Below are 17304 nucleotides of genomic sequence, written 5' to 3' on the forward strand. Positions count from 1 at the left end.
TACCTTTTAAAAAGAATTCAAATATTTTATAAACCTCTATTATAATCCATCAATCTTCAGACCTATCGTTGCAAACTTCGTCTTCTTAAGAAACTCTTTTGGATCAAATACTCTCCTACCATCAACTATGCAAGGATCCTTCATATATTTGATGAAATCTTCAGGCTTAAGTTTTGCAAATTCACTCCACTCTGTAACCAATATCGCGCATTCAGCACCTTTTATACAATCTATAACATCTTTAGAATAATTTACCCTTTCACCAAATATCCTTCTCGCATTATCCATAGCTTTTGGATCAAAAACAGTAACTATCGCCCCTTTATTAATTAAAGTGTTAATGATTTTTATTGAAACAGCATTTCTCATATCATCGGTATCAGGCTTAAATGAAAGACCGAGTATGGCGACTCTCTTCTTATTTAAACCCCCAGTGATCCTTTCAGCCAATTCTATTAACTTGTTAGGTCGATGATCATTCACTTCTATAGTCGCATCGATCAGAGGTGCCCTTTCCCCATACTTACTATACAAATTCTTTAATGCCTCAAGATCCTTTGGTAAACAAGAACCTCCCCAGCCAGCACCAGCCTTGAGAAACAAACTCCCAATCCTCTTATCAAGACCTATTCCCTTTGCTACTATATCTACATCTGCACCATCTATCTTCTGGCAAAGGTCTGCAACCATATTGATAAAACTTACCTTCATAGCCAAAAATGCATTATTCACATACTTTATCAATTCAGCATTCACAGCATTCGTCCTCAGTAGAGGGGGCATATCATCTCCATAGAATTCTTTATAAAACCTCTCTAATACATCTCCAGCCCTTTTATCACACTCCCCTATCACTATGCGATCTGGTTTAAAGGTATCTTCAATAGCCCTTCCCTCTCTTAAAAATTCAGGATTGGCACAGAGGCCTAAATCGATGCCCACTCTCTTCTCTGAGAACTCTTCCAATATCTTCTTTACTAGACCTTCAGTAGTGCCCGGAGGTACGGTGCTCTTAACCACTACCAAATGGTAACCCTTCTTACCCTTCAACGAAGTTGCTATACTCTTGGTTGCATACTCTACCGCTGTAAGATCTACGCTCCCATTCGGATTCGTTGGTGTGCTAACGGTTATGAATGTAAAATCTGTATTCAATATAGATTCGGTAGGGTTAGATGTGGCCTTTAAAAGACCCTTTTCACGTACTTCTTTTATCAGCTCTTCGATACCTGGCTCATAGATGTAGCATTCACCGTTATTTATGGCTGAAACCTTCTTCAGATCTATATCCACACCGATTACTGGAAAGCCTCTACTGGCCAAACACACAGCCGTCGCTAAACCGACGTAACCCAGTCCAAAGATAGACACTCTAACTTTTGATTCATACATGTTGCACTCTACCCTTAAACCACTCGATCATCTTTATTAAACCATCCTCCAAACTTACCCTAGGTTCCCATTTTAGCAAACTCTTGGCCTTCCTTATATCTGGACATCGCCTCCTCGGATCGTCCTTTCTTGCATCCTTATGAATTATAGGCGACTTCGAACCGGTCATCCTCTTAATCATCCTCGCTAGATCGATGATCTTAACTTCTTCTTCACTCCCTAAATTCATAACTTCTCTCTTAGCATCCTTAGACTCGATCATCTTCAGGAGTGCACAGATCGCATCCGTAATGTAAAGGAAGCTTCTGGTCTGCTCACCATCGCCATGCACTGTGATCGGTTCATGCTTTAAGGCCTGCATGATGAACCTAGGTATTACACGTGCATACTTCATTTCGGGATCCATCCTCGGTCCATAGGTATTAAATAATCTTGCAATCCTAATATCCAACCCATACTCCGATATATACGCCCTACAGAGCACCTCTCCAAACCTCTTGGATTCATCATAATAACTCCTTTCACCCAACAGACTCACCTTACCTTGATATGTTTCTGGTGTAGGTACCAACTCAGCATCTCCGTAAACCTCTGAAGATGAGAGGTACAAGACTATCGAATCATCGATCCTTGCCCTCTCCAAAATTCTTTGTAGACCTAAACTGTTGGGGAGCATCGCTTCGATGGGCCTTCTTATATAATCGTCTGGATTCGGTATACTCGCACCGTGAACGACTATATCGTATTTACCGCTCAGATCTGCACTCACTACATCTGAATTTATCAACCTAAAGTTTCCTTTCGTTAAGAGGTGCTGTATATTCTCCATCCTACCAGTTGAGAAATTATCTAAGCATGTAACATAAGAATCGAAACCGACCAAAACCTCACACAACCAACTACCTATAAATCCTGCACCGCCCGTAACTAGGATCTTAATATCCTTGAACCACGCTCTATCGACCTTTAAACCCTCGATCAACGATTGATAGTTCTGCAAAAATTCACACCTCATCTTGTATCATTTACACACATTTCCAAAGGTTGTAAGAGGTCTTCAGGGCTTCCCAGTATGTTTCAGGAGTACCTATATCGAGCCTGATCTCATCTTCATTTAAAGTTACCGCTGTAACACCTTCTTCCCCATCTATAAGGAGTTGTATGGCATCTGTAAGTTGAATTTCACCACCCACTCCAGGCTTAACTCTCGATATGGCATCCATTATTATGGGATCAAAGATGTAGAGGGGCATTATGGCCCAGTCTGAAGGAGGTATCTGAGGCTTTTCAACGACCCTTTCCACTTTAAGCACTTCTGATCCTTCATTAACAATAGCTACACCGTACATTCTTGGTTGTGTAATCCGTTGAAGCAGGAGTGTTGCTTTCGCTTTACTCTTTGAATATCCATCTATAAGCCTTCTTATATGTGAATCTTCTTGAGAAACGATATAGGTATCTCCAGCAGATACGATGAAAGTTTCATCATCTACGAATGATTTCGCCAAAAGTACTGCATGTCCAAACCCTTTAGGCTCGGGTTGATTCACCCAAACGATCGTAGAATTCTCAACCATCTTATAGAACTCTTGCAATTCTTCAGCCAAAATATCCTTACCTTTCTCATTCAAATCTTTAACGAACTTCCAATCTGGTGTAAAATGGTCTTCAATGGACCTCTTCCCTCTACCAACGATGAAGCAGAACTCTCTAACCCCATTACTATAAAGCTGTTCAAAGATCATCTGTAAGAGTGGCTTAACACAAAGATGCCCCTTTTTACCTTTACAGAAGATCGGTAACATTTCTTTCGGGAGTTCCTTAGTAGCTGGGATTAACCTACTGCCCAATCCTGCGGAGGTCAAGACGGCCTTCCTAATCTTCAGCATCTATGATCCACACTGAATTATGGAATTAATTCTTCTATTTGATAAATTTTGTCTACGTAATTATTTGGTTACTCTTCCTTTATTTTAAAATCGTAAGCGTTTAAACGATCGCCTTGAAATTGAATAAAAAGACGCTCCCATGAGATTATATCGATTTCTTCACATCTTACCAATCTACAACGAAATCCCATAAACTTTTAATAATCTTTAATCGATATGAGTGAAGAGCTACTATGGTAAAGTTTAAGATCAAACTCGCAGAACCGATGATCTCTGATGAAGAGAAAGAAGCCATTTTCAAAGTCCTCTCAAGCGGTCGTTTCGTGATGGGTGAGCAGAATAGATATTTTGAGAGAGAATTTGCGAACTTTCTTGGTATAAAGTATGCAGTAGCTGTATCTTCTGGTACCGCTGCATTACATCTCGCACTCTTAGCTTGTGGTGTGAAAGAAGGTGACGAAGTAATTACAGTTTCTCATACATTCGTCTCGACAGTCTCCATGATTATAGCGTGTGGTGCTAAACCGGTTTTGGTAGATATAGATCCTAAATTTTATACGATGGATCCCAATGAAGTAGAGAAGGCCATTACGAATAAGACTAAAGCGATCATACCCGTCCATCTATATGGACATCCTGTGGATCTCGATCCAATCATGGAGATCGCAGAAAAGCATGGTTTATACGTGATTGAGGATGCAGCCCAGGCTCATGGAGCTGAGTATAAAGGTAAGAAGGTGGGTGGATTGGGGCATATCGGTTGCTTCAGCTTCTATCCATCAAAGAATATGATGGTTGGGGGCGAAGGTGGTATGGTTGTAACTGATGATGAGGATTTAGAGAGAGATATTCGAATGCTGGCGAATCATGGTCGTAGCGATAAAGATACATTTGTAAAATTGGGTTATAATTACCGCATGAGCGAAATTCACGCTGCCATAGGGAGAATTCAACTGATGAAGCTTAAGAATATGAATGAAATAAGGAGAAGGATTGCACGAAGATATTCGAAAGGATTTGAAGGTATAAATGGTTTAATTACACCCATCGAAGCCCCCTGGGCCTACCATGTATATCATATCTATGCTATTCGTTGCAACAATAGAGATAGATTGAGGGAATGGCTCAATGCTAGATACATCGAGACCGGTATCCATTACCGCTTACCAGTACACCATCAACCATTCTATACTTCTCTTCAACTACCGAGTTATAAGTTACCATTCACAGAAGAGGTTACGAAGACCGTTTTATCACTACCGATACACCCAAATTTGAAGGATGATGATATCGATTACATCATCGAAAATGTAAGGGGATTCTTCATCGAAAATCGATGAAGGATCGAAATTCCACCTTAATATTTACAACACTAATTACAATAAATATCGATCAATAGTGACCCGACATAATATATATAAGATAAGAACTCCTAATATTATCCGATATGTCTACATATCTTGCATCGTCCTATCTTGAATCGTTACGCTCAAAGCTCAGCGACCTCGATTATAAAAAACTCTCCGCAATACCAAATCCTAAAGTCCATCGATTCATCAGCGAATCTGTCGAGCTCTGTAATCCGACAAGGGTTTTTATCTGTAGTGACACTCCCGATGAAGTCGCTTACATAAAGAATATGGCCATCGTAAGTGGTGAAGAGAGCGCCGCTTTAGCCATTCCGGGCCATACCTTCCACTTCGATGGTCTTTACGATCAAGGCCGAGATCGTGCCGTCACAAAGTTCCTCGTACCTAAGGGCGATTCTTTGAGCAAAGCCCTTAATCAGATCGATCGAGATGTGGGGCTCGCTGAAATAAAGAGCTTATTGAAGGATTCGATGAAGGGCCGTACGATGATCGTCCGTTTCCTTACATTGGGGCCGGCCAACTCTGTCTTTACCATCCCTTGTATGGAATGTACAGACTCTTGGTACGTAGCCCACAGTGTAGACCTCCTCTATAGAAAAGGTTATCAGACATTCTGCCAGATGAGCCCAGATACAGAATTCTTCAAGACCTTACATTCGGCGGGAAAATTGGATGAAAGGATGATAAGTGTAGAGCATGAAAAGAAGCGCATTTACATAGATTACGTAGAGAATACCGTCTACAGTGTCAATACTCAATACGCTGGCAATTCTGTAGGCTTTAAGAAGCTCGCCCTTCGATTGGCGATCCGTAAAGCTCACCGTGAAGGTTGGCTGGCCGAGCACTTCATGATAATGGGTGTACATGGCCCGAATGGTCGTAAGACATACCTTGCCGGTGCATTCCCCAGCGCCTGTGGCAAGACCTCCACCGCCATGCTTCCCGGCGAAACGATCCTTGCCGATGATATCAGCTACGTTCGCAACATCGATGGCATCTGCCGTGCTGTAAATATTGAAGCCGGCATCTTCGGCATTATACAAGATGTCAACCCTAAGGACGATCCTCTTATATACAAAGTACTCACCAGCCCTGGTGAAATCATCTTCTCCAACGTTCTCATCAAGGATGCGAAACCCTGGTGGTTGGGAATGGGTTGTGAGCTTCCCAAAGAGGGAATAAACTACAGTGGGTACTGGTACGAGGGTAAGACCGATGAACATGGTGAAAAGATCTTACCAGCTCATAAAAACGCCCGTTACACCGTATCTCTTAGGGCACTGCCGAACTGTGACCCTGAGTTGGATAATCCATTGGGTGTAGAGTTGGGTGGTATATTCTATGGAGGTCGTGATTACCGCGCCTATGTACCTGTGCAGCAAGGCTACGATTGGGACCATGGTATCATCGCCTATGGAGCAGCGCTTGAAACAGAAACGACCTTCGCGATCGTCGAAGAGGAAGGTAAGTATGAGATAAATATAATGAGCATTCAGGATTTTGTCTCCATCCCCTTGGGGCAGTACATTAAGAATTATTTAGAGTTCGGAAGGAGGCTTAAGAAGGTACCTCTAGTCTTTGGTGTTAACTACTTCTTGAGGGATTTGAAGACGGGAAAATTCTTGAATGATCGCTTGGATAAGCATGTGTGGGTAAAGTGGATGGAGTTACGTGTGCATAACGATGTGGGTGCATTAAAATCTCCAACGGGCTTGATCCCCAAGTATGAGGATTTGCGCAGACTCTTCCGTGAAGTACGTGGTATCGATTATAAAAAAGAGGATTATATCAAGCAATTTACCATACGTGTTCGAGAGAATCTGGCCAAGGTTGAGCGTGTAGAGAAATTCTACCTAGATAACGTCCCCGATGCACCATCACGATTATTTGAAATACTCAACCAGCAACGTGAGCGTCTATTAAAGGCACAGGCGGAGTTTGGCGATTACGTCTCACCCGAGTACTTAGAGGAACGATAGCCATTCATCAGGCTACTAAAATACTCAACTGACTAAACCGCTAAAGGTATCGTACTCGTAGAGTTATCAAAGGGCTTAGTTAGATAGTAGTATAGAGGTAAAAAGTATGGAAGGTTTAGTGAAGATTTTAGTGAAGATAAGGGAAGGTAAGAGTGACTAAGAGTGACTAAAAGTGGCTAAAATAATGCAACAAGGCTGATGATTTAAAAATTGAAGGTTGGTGCTCCGGCCGGGATTTGAACCCGGGTCGTCAGCTCGAGAGGCTGATATGCTTGACCGGACTACACCACCGGAGCACGAATCACATTAGAAGATATCTCCCTCTTAAATATTAATTTACTTAAGTTGGTAATATATAGCTTCTGTTGAAGTATTGTAACGTTTAGCTACTCCTTCGAAAGGTCTTCGCTGCGAGCTTGATATCTGCAGCCTTTACGGTCTTTCTACCTGCATGGGCTGCAAATTCAACGGCTTGCTTCGCGATGAGAATCCCTAAATCCTCCAACTCGCTCCTCAAAGCTTCTGCTGCATCATCGCTAACTCTCTCAGCACCGGCTTTCTTAATTATGCGATAGACCGCTGCGAGCCCAAACTCGGATTCGGACATAAAAATTCCCGAATTCTTTTCTTAAAGGCAATATTTAACCTTTATTCCTTAAATCAGGCTTTTTTCTTAAGAATTAAAATTAAAGAAAAGATATGATGGTAAAGATTTTAAACGGTCCTTTCACGATAGATACTTTTGAACACGTTTGGTAAGGCTCATCGATGCTCACATTCACCTTTCGGATCCCGAATACGAACCTATCTTCGATGTACTTAAACAGATGGTCGATAAAATGGATATCATTCTGATAGCGGTCAGTGAAGATCTTGCTACATCTGAAAGGACTTTACAACTTGCAGATCGGTGGGGAGAGAAGGTCATACCGTTCGTAGGGATCCATCCATGGTCGGTAAAAGAAGATCCCGATCTTGATCTTGATAATTATCGAGACTTCTTGAATAGAGAAAGGGATCGAATAAAAGGTATCGGTGAGATAGGTCTCGATAAAGGTTACGTAGGCGATGAAGGCTCTTATCAATTACAGAAACGAGTCTTTAATTCGCTACTAGAAGTAGCAGAAAAGTATAGATGGCCCGTCTCGGTCCACTCGCGCAATTCTCAGAGTGAAGTGATCGATATACTATCAACGTACAGTCTAAAGAGTGTGTTGCTTCACTGGTTTAGTGGAGGTGTAGAGGATCTGAATAGATCGATCGATCGTGGCTACTTTATCTCCTTTGGCCCTTCATTAATCTACTCCAAAAAGGCCCAAATATTGGCGAAGAATACACCAAAGGAGCTCATACTGGTGGAAAGTGATGGTCCCGTGAGGTATAAGGCCTGCTTCGAAGGTAGGATCGGTCTACCTACATTCATTCCCAGTGTGATATTCGCATTAACATCCATATTAAAGATGGAATATGCAACTATAGCTTCGATGATCTATGAAAATTCAAAAAGGTACCTTTTAGAGGGAATCTGAGACTTAACGTATTTAAAGTAGTTCGTTTATGTGTTAAGGCAATATATGGATCGTGTCAGACGAATCTCCATGGAAATCTTAGCTCGCTATAGGAATCTATTTACCGATGACTTTGAAAAGAATAAACTTATTCTATCAAAGGTCGCGATCATCAACTCAAAACAATTAAGAAACGAATTGGCTGGCTATATAACCAGTGTAATTAGGAGAGAGAAGGCCGAGGCTGAAAAATCTTAAAAGTAACGAAAAGTAACGAAAAGTGACGAAGAAAATCTTTAATGGTAGATTTCAGAATTTAGATCATCTGAAATTCAAACCTATCGTGATGACGATGGTAAAGATAAAACTTCTTGGGAGTCTAAGGGCGATCTTAGGGAAGAGTGAAGTTGAAATCGAGAATGTTAAGACCGTATCTGACCTTCTAAACTCTTTAAAGATGGTTGGAGATAAGAGGGTAAATCTACAACTTTCAAATACGTTGATCATCGTGAATGGTACTGAAGTATCGGCCCTTCAAGGATTGAATACGAATCTTAAAGATGATGATGATATCGTATTAATACCCGTCATTCATGGAGGATAAGTTATCATTGGAGGCATTTATGAATGATGAAGTCCATATGGTCGAATTGGAGGATGATACGATTGGACTATTTATCGGGATTAAAGGTGTTAAGATTCATGAACCACGCGAGTTTATAAAGATGTTAAGAGAAAGCCTACCCGATCTTCTACTACAAGTGGTAGATGCGAGGTTCGTCGCTGGCCAAAAACATTTAGAGTTGATCATCAAACAATCGTTCGAGGCTTGGAAACGTGGAATCACTTACACAGATAGGAGAGATATGGATCTGATCGTTAGATTGGCCTGTGACCTTCAGATTAAGGATGCATTAGAAAAAATCGGTATTAAATCTGGTGTAATGGATGTTGCACTCATAGGTATTGGTAAGAGAGATTCGATCGATCGTTTCTATAATCTAGCTAAGAGAATAGGTAATGTATCCGATGAGCCATTGGAGTTAACGGAGAATAAAGCTCAATTTATCAAAGAAGTGTATCATATTAGCGATGATCTGATTCGAGCGACGGTTGGAGGGGCTGATAAATTGGCTTTACTGTTGGCTGAGAGGGCTGCGTTATTATTAGCTATCGGCGATTAAACCCCTCTTTTCATCGATGTCACACTGAGTATTTGATGAGGCTTTATGATCGATAGACCAGTCTTACCATCGACCACTTCAACCAAGACTATCCAATCGGGGTTTTCCAAATTCACCGATCTATGAACTACGGATGCGACCGCATCGATGATATCTTTACTAGATAAGTTTGTATGCCTCTTCTCCACAGTTACGCGAAAACTTTCATTATCCTTTATTCTATCTACCATCTGCTCGACCGCCCTCTTAATGGCTGAGAGATCGGTATCGACTACATACTCTATGGGGATGAGCCGAAGCAGGTATCGAATTCTCCAAGGTTCAGATTCTATGATCCTTCGAACTTCTTCGATTACACGATCTGCGGGAATGGATGTTTCTACAGCGAGAAGGCCAGATATGCCCGTCAGCTCTATCTTTGGAGATTTATCTCCCAACTCAACTAATAAGGAGAAGAGCTCCGCCCCTGCCTCATGCTCCGCCCTTCTATAGGTTGTAACTAAGAGGTTGAATTTAGAGGGGATCAATGGAACCACCTTAAATAATGCTCTTTTATTTTATAAAACTTCCCTCTTACCTTAGAGTAAAGAGGTTAAGATGTATATCATTCTTACTTTCTATCTATATTTATTTTTTAGTTAGAATTTTTTATACTATTTTTGGTATGAAGATCGTCTATCATGAAGATTATTGTAAGGTATACTCCAGCGATCCGGCCGCACAGCCCGGAAGGATCGAGAGCATATATAATGAGTTAAAAGGAATCTTCGAATTCATCAAGCCCGACCCAGCAACAGAAGAGGATCTAAGATTGGTTCACAGTGATGAGCATATTAAGAATGTTAAAGTTCTCGGCCTAGCTTATGAAATTGCAATCCTTGCTGTTGGTGGAGCCATCAAGGCGGCTGAACTCGCATTTATGGGAGAGCCCTCGTTCGCCCTGATCCGTCCACCGGGCCATCATGCAAGTAGAGATTCTGCGTGGGGCTTTTGTTACTTTAACAACATTGCAATAGCAATCGAATGGTTAAGGAGAAGGCGAATGATAAATAGTGCTTTGATCATCGATATCGATCTACATTACGGTGATGGAACCGCCAACATATTCAAAGATGTACCAACAGTTTCATATTTCCACCTCGCATATGATGATAGTATAAGAGCTCTATCGGATTATCTGAATGGTAAAAGGGGTTATGATATTATTGCTGTGTCGGCTGGCTTCGATCGGCATATCGATGATTGGGGCGGTATGTGGAGGACCGAGGATTACGAAGAGATCGGTAGGTTGATAAAGTTATATGCGGAGAAGGAGTGTAAAGGTAGAAGGTTCGCAATCCTGGAGGGTGGATACAACCTCCAGGTTTTAGGTAAGAATGTGAAGGCTTTACTGAAGGGCATGGAGTAACTTTAAAGCTTAGTTTTAGAGATTTGACATCTGATATGATTAGTAAAGTTGATTAAGGTATCATTCGCTATGATGATTGTATGGGTACAGTAAAGAAAGAATACATAGTGACCGAAATTTCGGCCGCGCCCGATGGAGGACCATACGTTCTCGTCTCTCTTACCGATCCCAGAGACTTAACGAGTACACAACCACCACGCTTCGGCCAGGTTGCGATCGGTTTCACATCGATAGAAGATCTGATGAAGAATCTACAAAGAGCCATCGCCGGACTATCGAGACAGGCTATGGGCGGGGTAGTGACGGTGATTAAGCTCGATATGAGAGAGTATGAAGAATCGGGGTTGAAGGTGGGTGATAAGGTGTATTTAGAAATTTCTAAGGTAGAAAGAGAAGGGGTTTAGAAATAGGGAGTGTTGATTACCAACTCTCATAATGGACGATCTCTTCTAAACTCTTCCTATCTGTCACAGGGCCTCTTGCCTCATCGGGATACCCTAGTGGTGTCATAGCTACAACTCTAATGTGAGGTGGAATATTCAATACCTCTTTAACTGCCTTTTCATCGAAGGCCGCGATCCAACATGTGCCTAAACCCTCTTCGGTCGCTTTGAGTACAAGATTTTGTAAAGCTATCGCAACATCCACCTTCCAGTACTCCTCACCATCAGCCCTCACCCAGGCTCTTGATGGGTCTGCACATGCGACTATAATTACTGGTGCTTTGATGAACCATTCTCTATTATAAGCCATTCTCAACTTCTCTTTAACTTCAGGTTTGGTTACTACTATAAAGTGCCAAGGTTGCATATTTCTGGCTGAAGGTGCCAATCGTGCAGCTTCTAACACAGATACTAACTTCTCTCTTTCGACCGGATCGGGCTTATACCTCCTTATACTCCTCCTCATCCTGATTACATCAAGGACGTTCATAGATGGTTTTCACTATATTGGCATATATATTATTTTTGAATTAGGGAAATTTATCGATCGGATAAAGGATCAATATTTTAAAATCTTTTGGTGCTGTGAGTAAATAACAATTTCTTTGCAACTTTTATTCTCAAATACTAATAATACTAAATGTTGCAGTTTGGACATCCCATGCTAGAAGTCAATATATCGTAATCTTCGAGTGATTTTAAACCCTTCTCGACATCTGACCTTCGCTCTAAAGTTTCCAATACTTGTACCCTTCTACTCCCATCTCTATATACGGTAATGCCTTTACAACCCAATCTGTACGCTAATAAGAATGCCCGTTCGATATCGTAAGGTGTGGCATGATTTGGAAAGTTTACCGTCTTTGAAACTGCACTATGTGTATACTTTTGAAAAGCAGCCTGCATCCTTACATGCCACTCTGGCGAGATATCGTGGGCAGTTACGAATATTCTTCGAACCTTCTCGGGTATCTCTTCAATATGTTGAATCGAGGTCGTTCGAGCGATCTTTCTTATAATCTGCTCATCGTAGAACCCTTCCCTGATCGCGATTTCTTCAAATATCGGGTTGATGACTATCAACTTCTCTCCTAGACTTTCAGCCACATTCCTCACATAAGCCACAGCATAGAGAGGCTCGATACCTCCTGAACAACCCGCTATCTCACTGATCGTTCCCGTCGGTGCAATAGTGGTCAATGTAGCATTTCTAATCCCTTTAAACCCATTCTTCTCCCATTCACTCCCCTTAAAGTTGGGGAATGCTCCTCTTTCTTCAGCCAATTCGACAGACATCTTTACCGCCTCATCGGTAATAAATTTCATAACACTCTCTGCAATCCTTAAAGCCTGTGGCGTATCGTACGGTACTCCAAGCTTGATCAGCATATCTGCAAATCCCATGACGCCCAATCCAATCCTTCGATTCGCCTTCGTCATCTTTTCGATCTGTGGTATTGGGTATCGATTCGCATCAATTACATTATCCAAAAAGTGCACGGCCCTTCTTACAATCGTCCTCAATCTATTCCAATCGATCTCCCCATCTTTCACCATCTTAGAAAGGTTGATACTCCCTAAATTACAAGATTCATAGGGGAGTAATGGTTGCTCCCCACAAGGATTCGTCGCTTCTATCACCCCAATATGTTTTAAAGGATCGTGTTGATTGATCCTATCGATAAATATTACTCCAGGCTCACCATTCTTCCAAGCCATCGTAATGAGCAGGTTCCATACGACCCTCGCCTTCAACCTTCCCGCCACCTGCCCGTTTCTTGGGTTGATGAGATCGTATTCTTCATCATTCATCACAGCATCCATGAAGCGGTCGGTGATCGCTACAGAGATGTTAAAGTTTCTCAACACACCCTCCTTCTCCTTTGCAACGATAAACTCTAATATATCTGGATGGTCCACTCTCAAGATTCCCATATTCGCACCCCTCCTCTTACCACCCTGCTTGATCACTTCCGTCGCTGCATCAAATACCCTCATAAAGGAAACTGGGCCGGAGGCTACACCTCCCGTACTTGCTACAACATCCCCTTTCGGTCTTAAGCGAGAGAAGGAAAAACCGGTACCTCCACCAGATTTGTGAATCAATGCTGTATACTTAACAGCATCAAAGATTTCTTCCATTGAGTCACCTACAGGTAGGACAAAACAGGCGGATAACTGTCCCAATTCTGTACCAGCGTTCATCAAAGTTGGAGAATTGGGGAGGAATTCGAAATTCACCATCATTTCATAAAACTCCTCTTCAGTCTTACTTACATCACCACCATAAAGTTCATCGGGTTGGGCTATCGCTTTTGCCACTCTACGGAAGAGTTGTCGAGGTGTTTCAATAATATGTCTATTGGCATCTCTCCTTAAGTATCGTGCAGCGAGTATGATTATCGAATTTAAAGGTAGTTTAAGGTCATCTTCCACACCTAACAGGGCCTTTGCCCTTCTAATCTCCGCCCTCTTCTCTCTATACAGAATGTAAGCTTTTGCCACCCTTGCATCACCACTCTCTACTAACACCCTCTCTACGATATCTTGAATCTCTTCCACGGATGGTATTCCTCCACCACTGTACCTACTCTCAAGGATTTCTTCAACCCTCTTCGCTAGATCTTCAGCCCTGATTTTATCTTCACTACCGACCGCTTTTGCAGCCTTCCATATGGCTTGAGCGATCTTACTTCGATCGTAATCCACGATTCTTCCATCTCGTTTTCGAACCTTGCTGATCTTCACACTTTGGGCTTTATTCGATTGGCCTTCGAGGGCGATCTCCATCCCAATCACTATGCAATTATACTTTATTTAATTAAGGTTGATACATCCGATAGTTAAATATATTTGACAAAATAAAAAACTCAATCGATCCAATATCATTCTATGTGAGATATTTTTGATCAAAAAAATTTGACTTGAAGGTTGTAATTGATAGATTACAAATATGGCATTTGGTATTAAATTCGAATCATTTAATCAGAAAGGTAGTTTCAGTAAAGCCGTTGAACCACAACCTTCACATCTACCCAATTCTTTCATATTCTTCATACCACAATTTGTACATATTGAAGTCACTCTACCAATCTTAAAGTGGGCTAAATGATTCATACCCCTATGTAATAACTCTTCGACATTTTCTGATGATAGCTCTTCGAATACATCGATCGATATCGAGAATCCACCATTCAACTTTTTAAAGTATAAATCGAGCCCCTTCATCATCTCTTGATCGAACAACTTTGATACTGTAAGTCTAGGTGATTGTGAATATTCTTTCCTCTTCATTCCAGATACAGCCTTTCCGTACCTTTCTGAGTCGAGTGCAACAAACCTTGCCCCACTTTCATCGACCAGGATCGAAACCCCTGCCCTTTCGCCGATCTTCTCCGCTTTATCGTTAGCCACCTCTATGGCAGTGTTCAATATCTTCTCCTCCAACTTCCTCTTATCCATAGGTGTCATCGTTTCTTCAGATAAGTTAAGAATAGCTTCATCCAATCCCACCATATTGATGATGAAGGGCATGGTCATTCGAGAGGTTGTAGTATTGTACTTTAGGGCGGGGAGTAGGTCCTTATCGATGATGTTATTCAGTAATCTTTTTCGTGTAACGAACGCATTTAATACAAGTTGTATGAGTAGTGCAAGTTTTGCTCTAAAGTACGTCTCATCATAACTCGACTCGTAGGCAAGCCGAGGAAGGTTTATCGAAAGTGAATGAAGTATGATGGTATCGCTAACTTCTTTCGATAGCACTATATCACCTCTTAACCCTGAGTAAGTATGGACGAATTCTGGCTGAGTACTCACCGCCAAACTTCCGCCCGCATTGATGATCGATGTAATAAATTCTGATAGAGGTGCTACCGTCGATGGATTGGTAAGTATGGTAATAAGTTTGACTTTAGGTAATGGCACTCTATCTATGTAATCCTTGTAAGCTTCGAAGACCCCTTCTAACACTCTGTAGTAAAGTGAATCATCGATCTTTAATTCATCTGTCGGTCGGTCCATCAACCGAATCGAAATTATGGGCTTATCATATTCATCATTTGCAACGGATGAAATGAATAAGAAGCTTCTCTTCAATTCCTCCTTCAATTCTTCCTCTTTAATTCCAGAAGTATGTGTTGCTAAGTAACTTACGAAATTTTCGAATGAGATTTCATTCGATACTTCTCTTGCTAACAATGTAGAGAGTGTTATCCAAGCTGAAATCGCTTCTTCGAAACTTTTCGGTTGAGATATGCGTGGCGCGGAGAGTAGCTTATTTCTCAAGCTTATACCATTTGTATGTATATGCGCTAGATCTATCAGTACGGTATCTGGCATCAAAGCCCAGCTCCCTACGTTAGAGATGTGTATATCTCCAGAAAGGTGGGCGTCTGCCACATCTCTCGGTATCTGTGTGAGTAGCAGATATTCGGAGAAGACCGAGCGGGCCGTCTGGGCGAATAAGGATTCGATGGCCAAGGTTGAGTTACTGACCCTATTTATCAATTCCGTAACATCATACACTGGCATCCCGAGTCTGGTCAATTTATGCCTATATTCTTCATAGCCATGCTCTATGAGTAAAGCATTCACAAACTCCCTAATCAACGGTGCAGTTAGATACATCGTTTGGAATTTGTGGAGCCTCGCTTCAGCTTCACTGGCGATCTTTTCAGCTAACTCTACAGGCATACCAGCCTCTTTTACTAAAGATTGCAGTATTTTATCCGGATTGAATTCTTCCATGGTATGGCGTGAAGTTCTGACGTGAAGCTTCCCACTTTCTATAGCAGACCGCTCCTCGATCTGTCGGGTAAAGTTAAGGATGAGCCTCCCAAGATTTGTAATGGTATATCTCCTCTCCGACCGATTTAATGTAATGAGCATCTGTTTGACCAACTTTCTTAAATGGTAAGCAAACTTCCCAGACTCCTTCTTCGATTTAAATCCGGAGAGTGTCTTAAGTTCTGAGTAGGTTAAAGGACCTTTCGTGTTCAAAATACGTAATATCTCTAACCTATTTGGGGATGCAATAACGGAGTAGATCGCTTTAGCCCTCTTAGAAGATGGTTGCATACTCATAAGCTATTTTAAACAATTAGTATTTAACTCTAGCAATTTATAGGATGAGAAAAATAAAATCGTGTGTTGCATCGATCGAACCGATTGAGTCTTAATTCAAACCACCAGTATCGCTATCTTATTCATTCTACTCGTCTACAAAATTTATTTATATAATCGAATACTAACCTTCTCGCACCCTCCAATTTCTCTTCATCTATACCTGGAACACCACACACCATAAACAGGACATCTCTAGTCTCTTCGGTAACCTTTGAAAAATCCGCATCTCTATAAGGATATATGGCAATTAGATTATCTTCATCGGTCACTACTACTTCACAGCCTTTCAAGACCATAGGTTGATCCATACCTATGCCGAGGAACCTTTCATTCGGGCGTGCAAACCTCATCCTTAAATCCCCTTTCAATTTACTCATATCGAAGGCTGCCAGTGCGATTCCGGTGTTGATAGAAACTAAATTGTACGTATCTACGACGGTATTGATCTGAGGAATCCCTTTCCCTCCTAAGATCCTTCTGATCAACGCTTCCGCAGCTGGGCGTATCTTCGTAGGATCTATACCAATCTTCCAAAAGAAATCACGATAAAGTCTGAATATTTTGATATCCTTTAACCCTTCTAACGTATATTCTTCCTTAACTCTCTTATACACCTGTTCCTTAAACTCTTCGAGTTGAGGGTTCGATCTCTCCACCTTTAATCCTCTTATAGGCTGAATTAGGACCTTAAGGTCTGGAAATTTAGAAATAATATCTTGCTCCAGAATGATTCGCATATTAGTTAGAAGAGCGTTGGAAGGCTTTTTATTTTTTATTCTACTTAGTGTTTATGAAGGTTACTTTTAAAAATACGCCATACTTTAGCAAAAGAAAACCATTATTAACACTTTACAGAACAGATGTTTATGGGGCAAATGGGGCCGTAGTCTAGCATGGTATGATGCCAGCCTCGGGCGCTGGAGGTCGCGGGTTCAAATCCTGCCGGCCCCATCAATCCTCATAGCTGCCGATCCTCAAGAATATCTCTTTAGGGCTTTAGGGGC

17 protein-coding genes and 2 tRNA genes are annotated in these 17304 nt (G+C 41.5%); 9 read left to right on the forward strand and 10 right to left on the reverse strand.

From position 1 onward, the window contains the following. Window positions 1–39: 39 nt before the first annotated feature. Genes NZ896_01175 through NZ896_01185 form a run of 3 tightly spaced genes read right to left on the reverse strand, consistent with a single transcriptional unit; the run spans window position 40 to window position 3281 of the window. The gene (locus NZ896_01175) at window positions 40–1392 is read right to left on the reverse strand and encodes a UDP-glucose/GDP-mannose dehydrogenase family protein (GenBank protein ID MCS7116067.1); all 1353 of its coding nucleotides are present in this window, start codon (window positions 1390–1392) and stop codon (window positions 40–42) included. Continuing rightward, entirely contained in the window at window positions 1385–2392 is a 1008-nt protein-coding gene (locus tag NZ896_01180) for a GDP-mannose 4,6-dehydratase (protein MCS7116068.1), read from the reverse strand. Before NZ896_01180 ends, NZ896_01175 begins: the two co-directional genes overlap by 8 nt. A gap of 25 nt (window positions 2393–2417) precedes the next feature. Next, complete coding sequence (locus NZ896_01185) at window positions 2418–3281, reverse strand: sugar phosphate nucleotidyltransferase (GenBank protein MCS7116069.1); 864 nt, start codon at window positions 3279–3281, stop codon at window positions 2418–2420. A gap of 233 nt (window positions 3282–3514) precedes the next feature. Between NZ896_01185 and NZ896_01190 the strand changes: the two genes are divergently transcribed. Beyond that, complete coding sequence (locus NZ896_01190) at window positions 3515–4621, forward strand: DegT/DnrJ/EryC1/StrS family aminotransferase (protein ID MCS7116070.1); 1107 nt, start codon at window positions 3515–3517, stop codon at window positions 4619–4621. Window positions 4622–4728: 107 nt separating this feature from the next. Continuing rightward, window positions 4729–6630, forward strand: coding sequence for a phosphoenolpyruvate carboxykinase (GTP) (locus NZ896_01195; GenBank protein MCS7116071.1), 1902 nt, complete (start codon window positions 4729–4731; stop codon window positions 6628–6630). A 218-nt stretch (window positions 6631–6848) separates the two neighbouring features. On the opposite strand, the gene NZ896_01200 is transcribed toward NZ896_01195, so the two are convergent. Next, window positions 6849–6926: transfer RNA gene (locus tag NZ896_01200), tRNA-Glu, on the reverse strand. An 86-nt stretch (window positions 6927–7012) separates the two neighbouring features. After that, window positions 7013–7237, reverse strand: a complete 225-nt coding sequence (locus NZ896_01205) for an NFYB/HAP3 family transcription factor subunit (protein MCS7116072.1) — start codon at window positions 7235–7237, stop codon at window positions 7013–7015. 145 nt (window positions 7238–7382) lie between these two features. Between NZ896_01205 and NZ896_01210 the strand changes: the two genes are divergently transcribed. Genes NZ896_01210 through cgi121 form a run of 4 tightly spaced genes read left to right on the forward strand, consistent with a single transcriptional unit; the run spans window position 7383 to window position 9322 of the window. Next, complete coding sequence (locus NZ896_01210) at window positions 7383–8159, forward strand: TatD family hydrolase (GenBank protein ID MCS7116073.1); 777 nt, start codon at window positions 7383–7385, stop codon at window positions 8157–8159. A gap of 45 nt (window positions 8160–8204) precedes the next feature. Then, entirely contained in the window at window positions 8205–8396 is a 192-nt protein-coding gene (locus NZ896_01215; GenBank protein ID MCS7116074.1) for a hypothetical protein, read from the forward strand. A gap of 22 nt (window positions 8397–8418) precedes the next feature. Next, complete coding sequence (locus NZ896_01220) at window positions 8419–8742, forward strand: MoaD/ThiS family protein (GenBank protein MCS7116075.1); 324 nt, start codon at window positions 8419–8421, stop codon at window positions 8740–8742. Further along, entirely contained in the window at window positions 8732–9322 is a 591-nt protein-coding gene (cgi121, locus tag NZ896_01225; GenBank protein ID MCS7116076.1) for a KEOPS complex subunit Cgi121, read from the forward strand. The genes NZ896_01220 and cgi121 overlap by 11 nt, the downstream gene beginning before the upstream one ends. Here the strand turns inward: cgi121 and NZ896_01230 are convergent. After that, window positions 9319–9849 (reverse strand): THUMP domain-containing protein, encoded by a 531-nt coding sequence (locus NZ896_01230; protein MCS7116077.1) that lies wholly within the window; start codon window positions 9847–9849, stop codon window positions 9319–9321. The genes cgi121 and NZ896_01230 overlap by 4 nt on opposite strands. A gap of 137 nt (window positions 9850–9986) precedes the next feature. On the opposite strand from NZ896_01230, the gene NZ896_01235 reads away from it, so the two are divergent. Beyond that, entirely contained in the window at window positions 9987–10730 is a 744-nt protein-coding gene (locus tag NZ896_01235) for a hypothetical protein (protein MCS7116078.1), read from the forward strand. Window positions 10731–10810: 80 nt separating this feature from the next. Further along, the gene (locus NZ896_01240; GenBank protein ID MCS7116079.1) at window positions 10811–11134 is read left to right on the forward strand and encodes a hypothetical protein; all 324 of its coding nucleotides are present in this window, start codon (window positions 10811–10813) and stop codon (window positions 11132–11134) included. A gap of 16 nt (window positions 11135–11150) precedes the next feature. Here NZ896_01240 and NZ896_01245 read toward each other — a convergent pair whose 3' ends face one another. The 4 genes from NZ896_01245 to NZ896_01260 all read right to left on the reverse strand — a co-directional run bounded on the left by NZ896_01245 (window position 11151) and on the right by NZ896_01260 (window position 16956). Next, the gene (locus NZ896_01245; GenBank protein ID MCS7116080.1) at window positions 11151–11663 is read right to left on the reverse strand and encodes a nitroreductase family protein; all 513 of its coding nucleotides are present in this window, start codon (window positions 11661–11663) and stop codon (window positions 11151–11153) included. Between the two features lie 146 nt (window positions 11664–11809). Then, entirely contained in the window at window positions 11810–13963 is a 2154-nt protein-coding gene (locus tag NZ896_01250; GenBank protein ID MCS7116081.1) for a vitamin B12-dependent ribonucleotide reductase, read from the reverse strand. A gap of 195 nt (window positions 13964–14158) precedes the next feature. Next, complete coding sequence (locus NZ896_01255; protein MCS7116082.1) at window positions 14159–16252, reverse strand: helix-turn-helix domain-containing protein; 2094 nt, start codon at window positions 16250–16252, stop codon at window positions 14159–14161. Window positions 16253–16380: 128 nt separating this feature from the next. Next, window positions 16381–16956 (reverse strand): phenylalanine--tRNA ligase beta subunit-related protein, encoded by a 576-nt coding sequence (locus NZ896_01260; GenBank protein ID MCS7116083.1) that lies wholly within the window; start codon window positions 16954–16956, stop codon window positions 16381–16383. A gap of 221 nt (window positions 16957–17177) precedes the next feature. Between NZ896_01260 and NZ896_01265 the strand changes: the two genes are divergently transcribed. Then, window positions 17178–17251: transfer RNA gene (locus tag NZ896_01265), tRNA-Pro, on the forward strand. Window positions 17252–17304: the final 53 nt, after the last annotated feature.

The sequence above is a fragment of the Nitrososphaerales archaeon genome, assembly GCA_025058425.1.
Classification (GTDB): Archaea; Thermoproteota; Nitrososphaeria; order Nitrososphaerales; family JANXEG01; genus JANXEG01.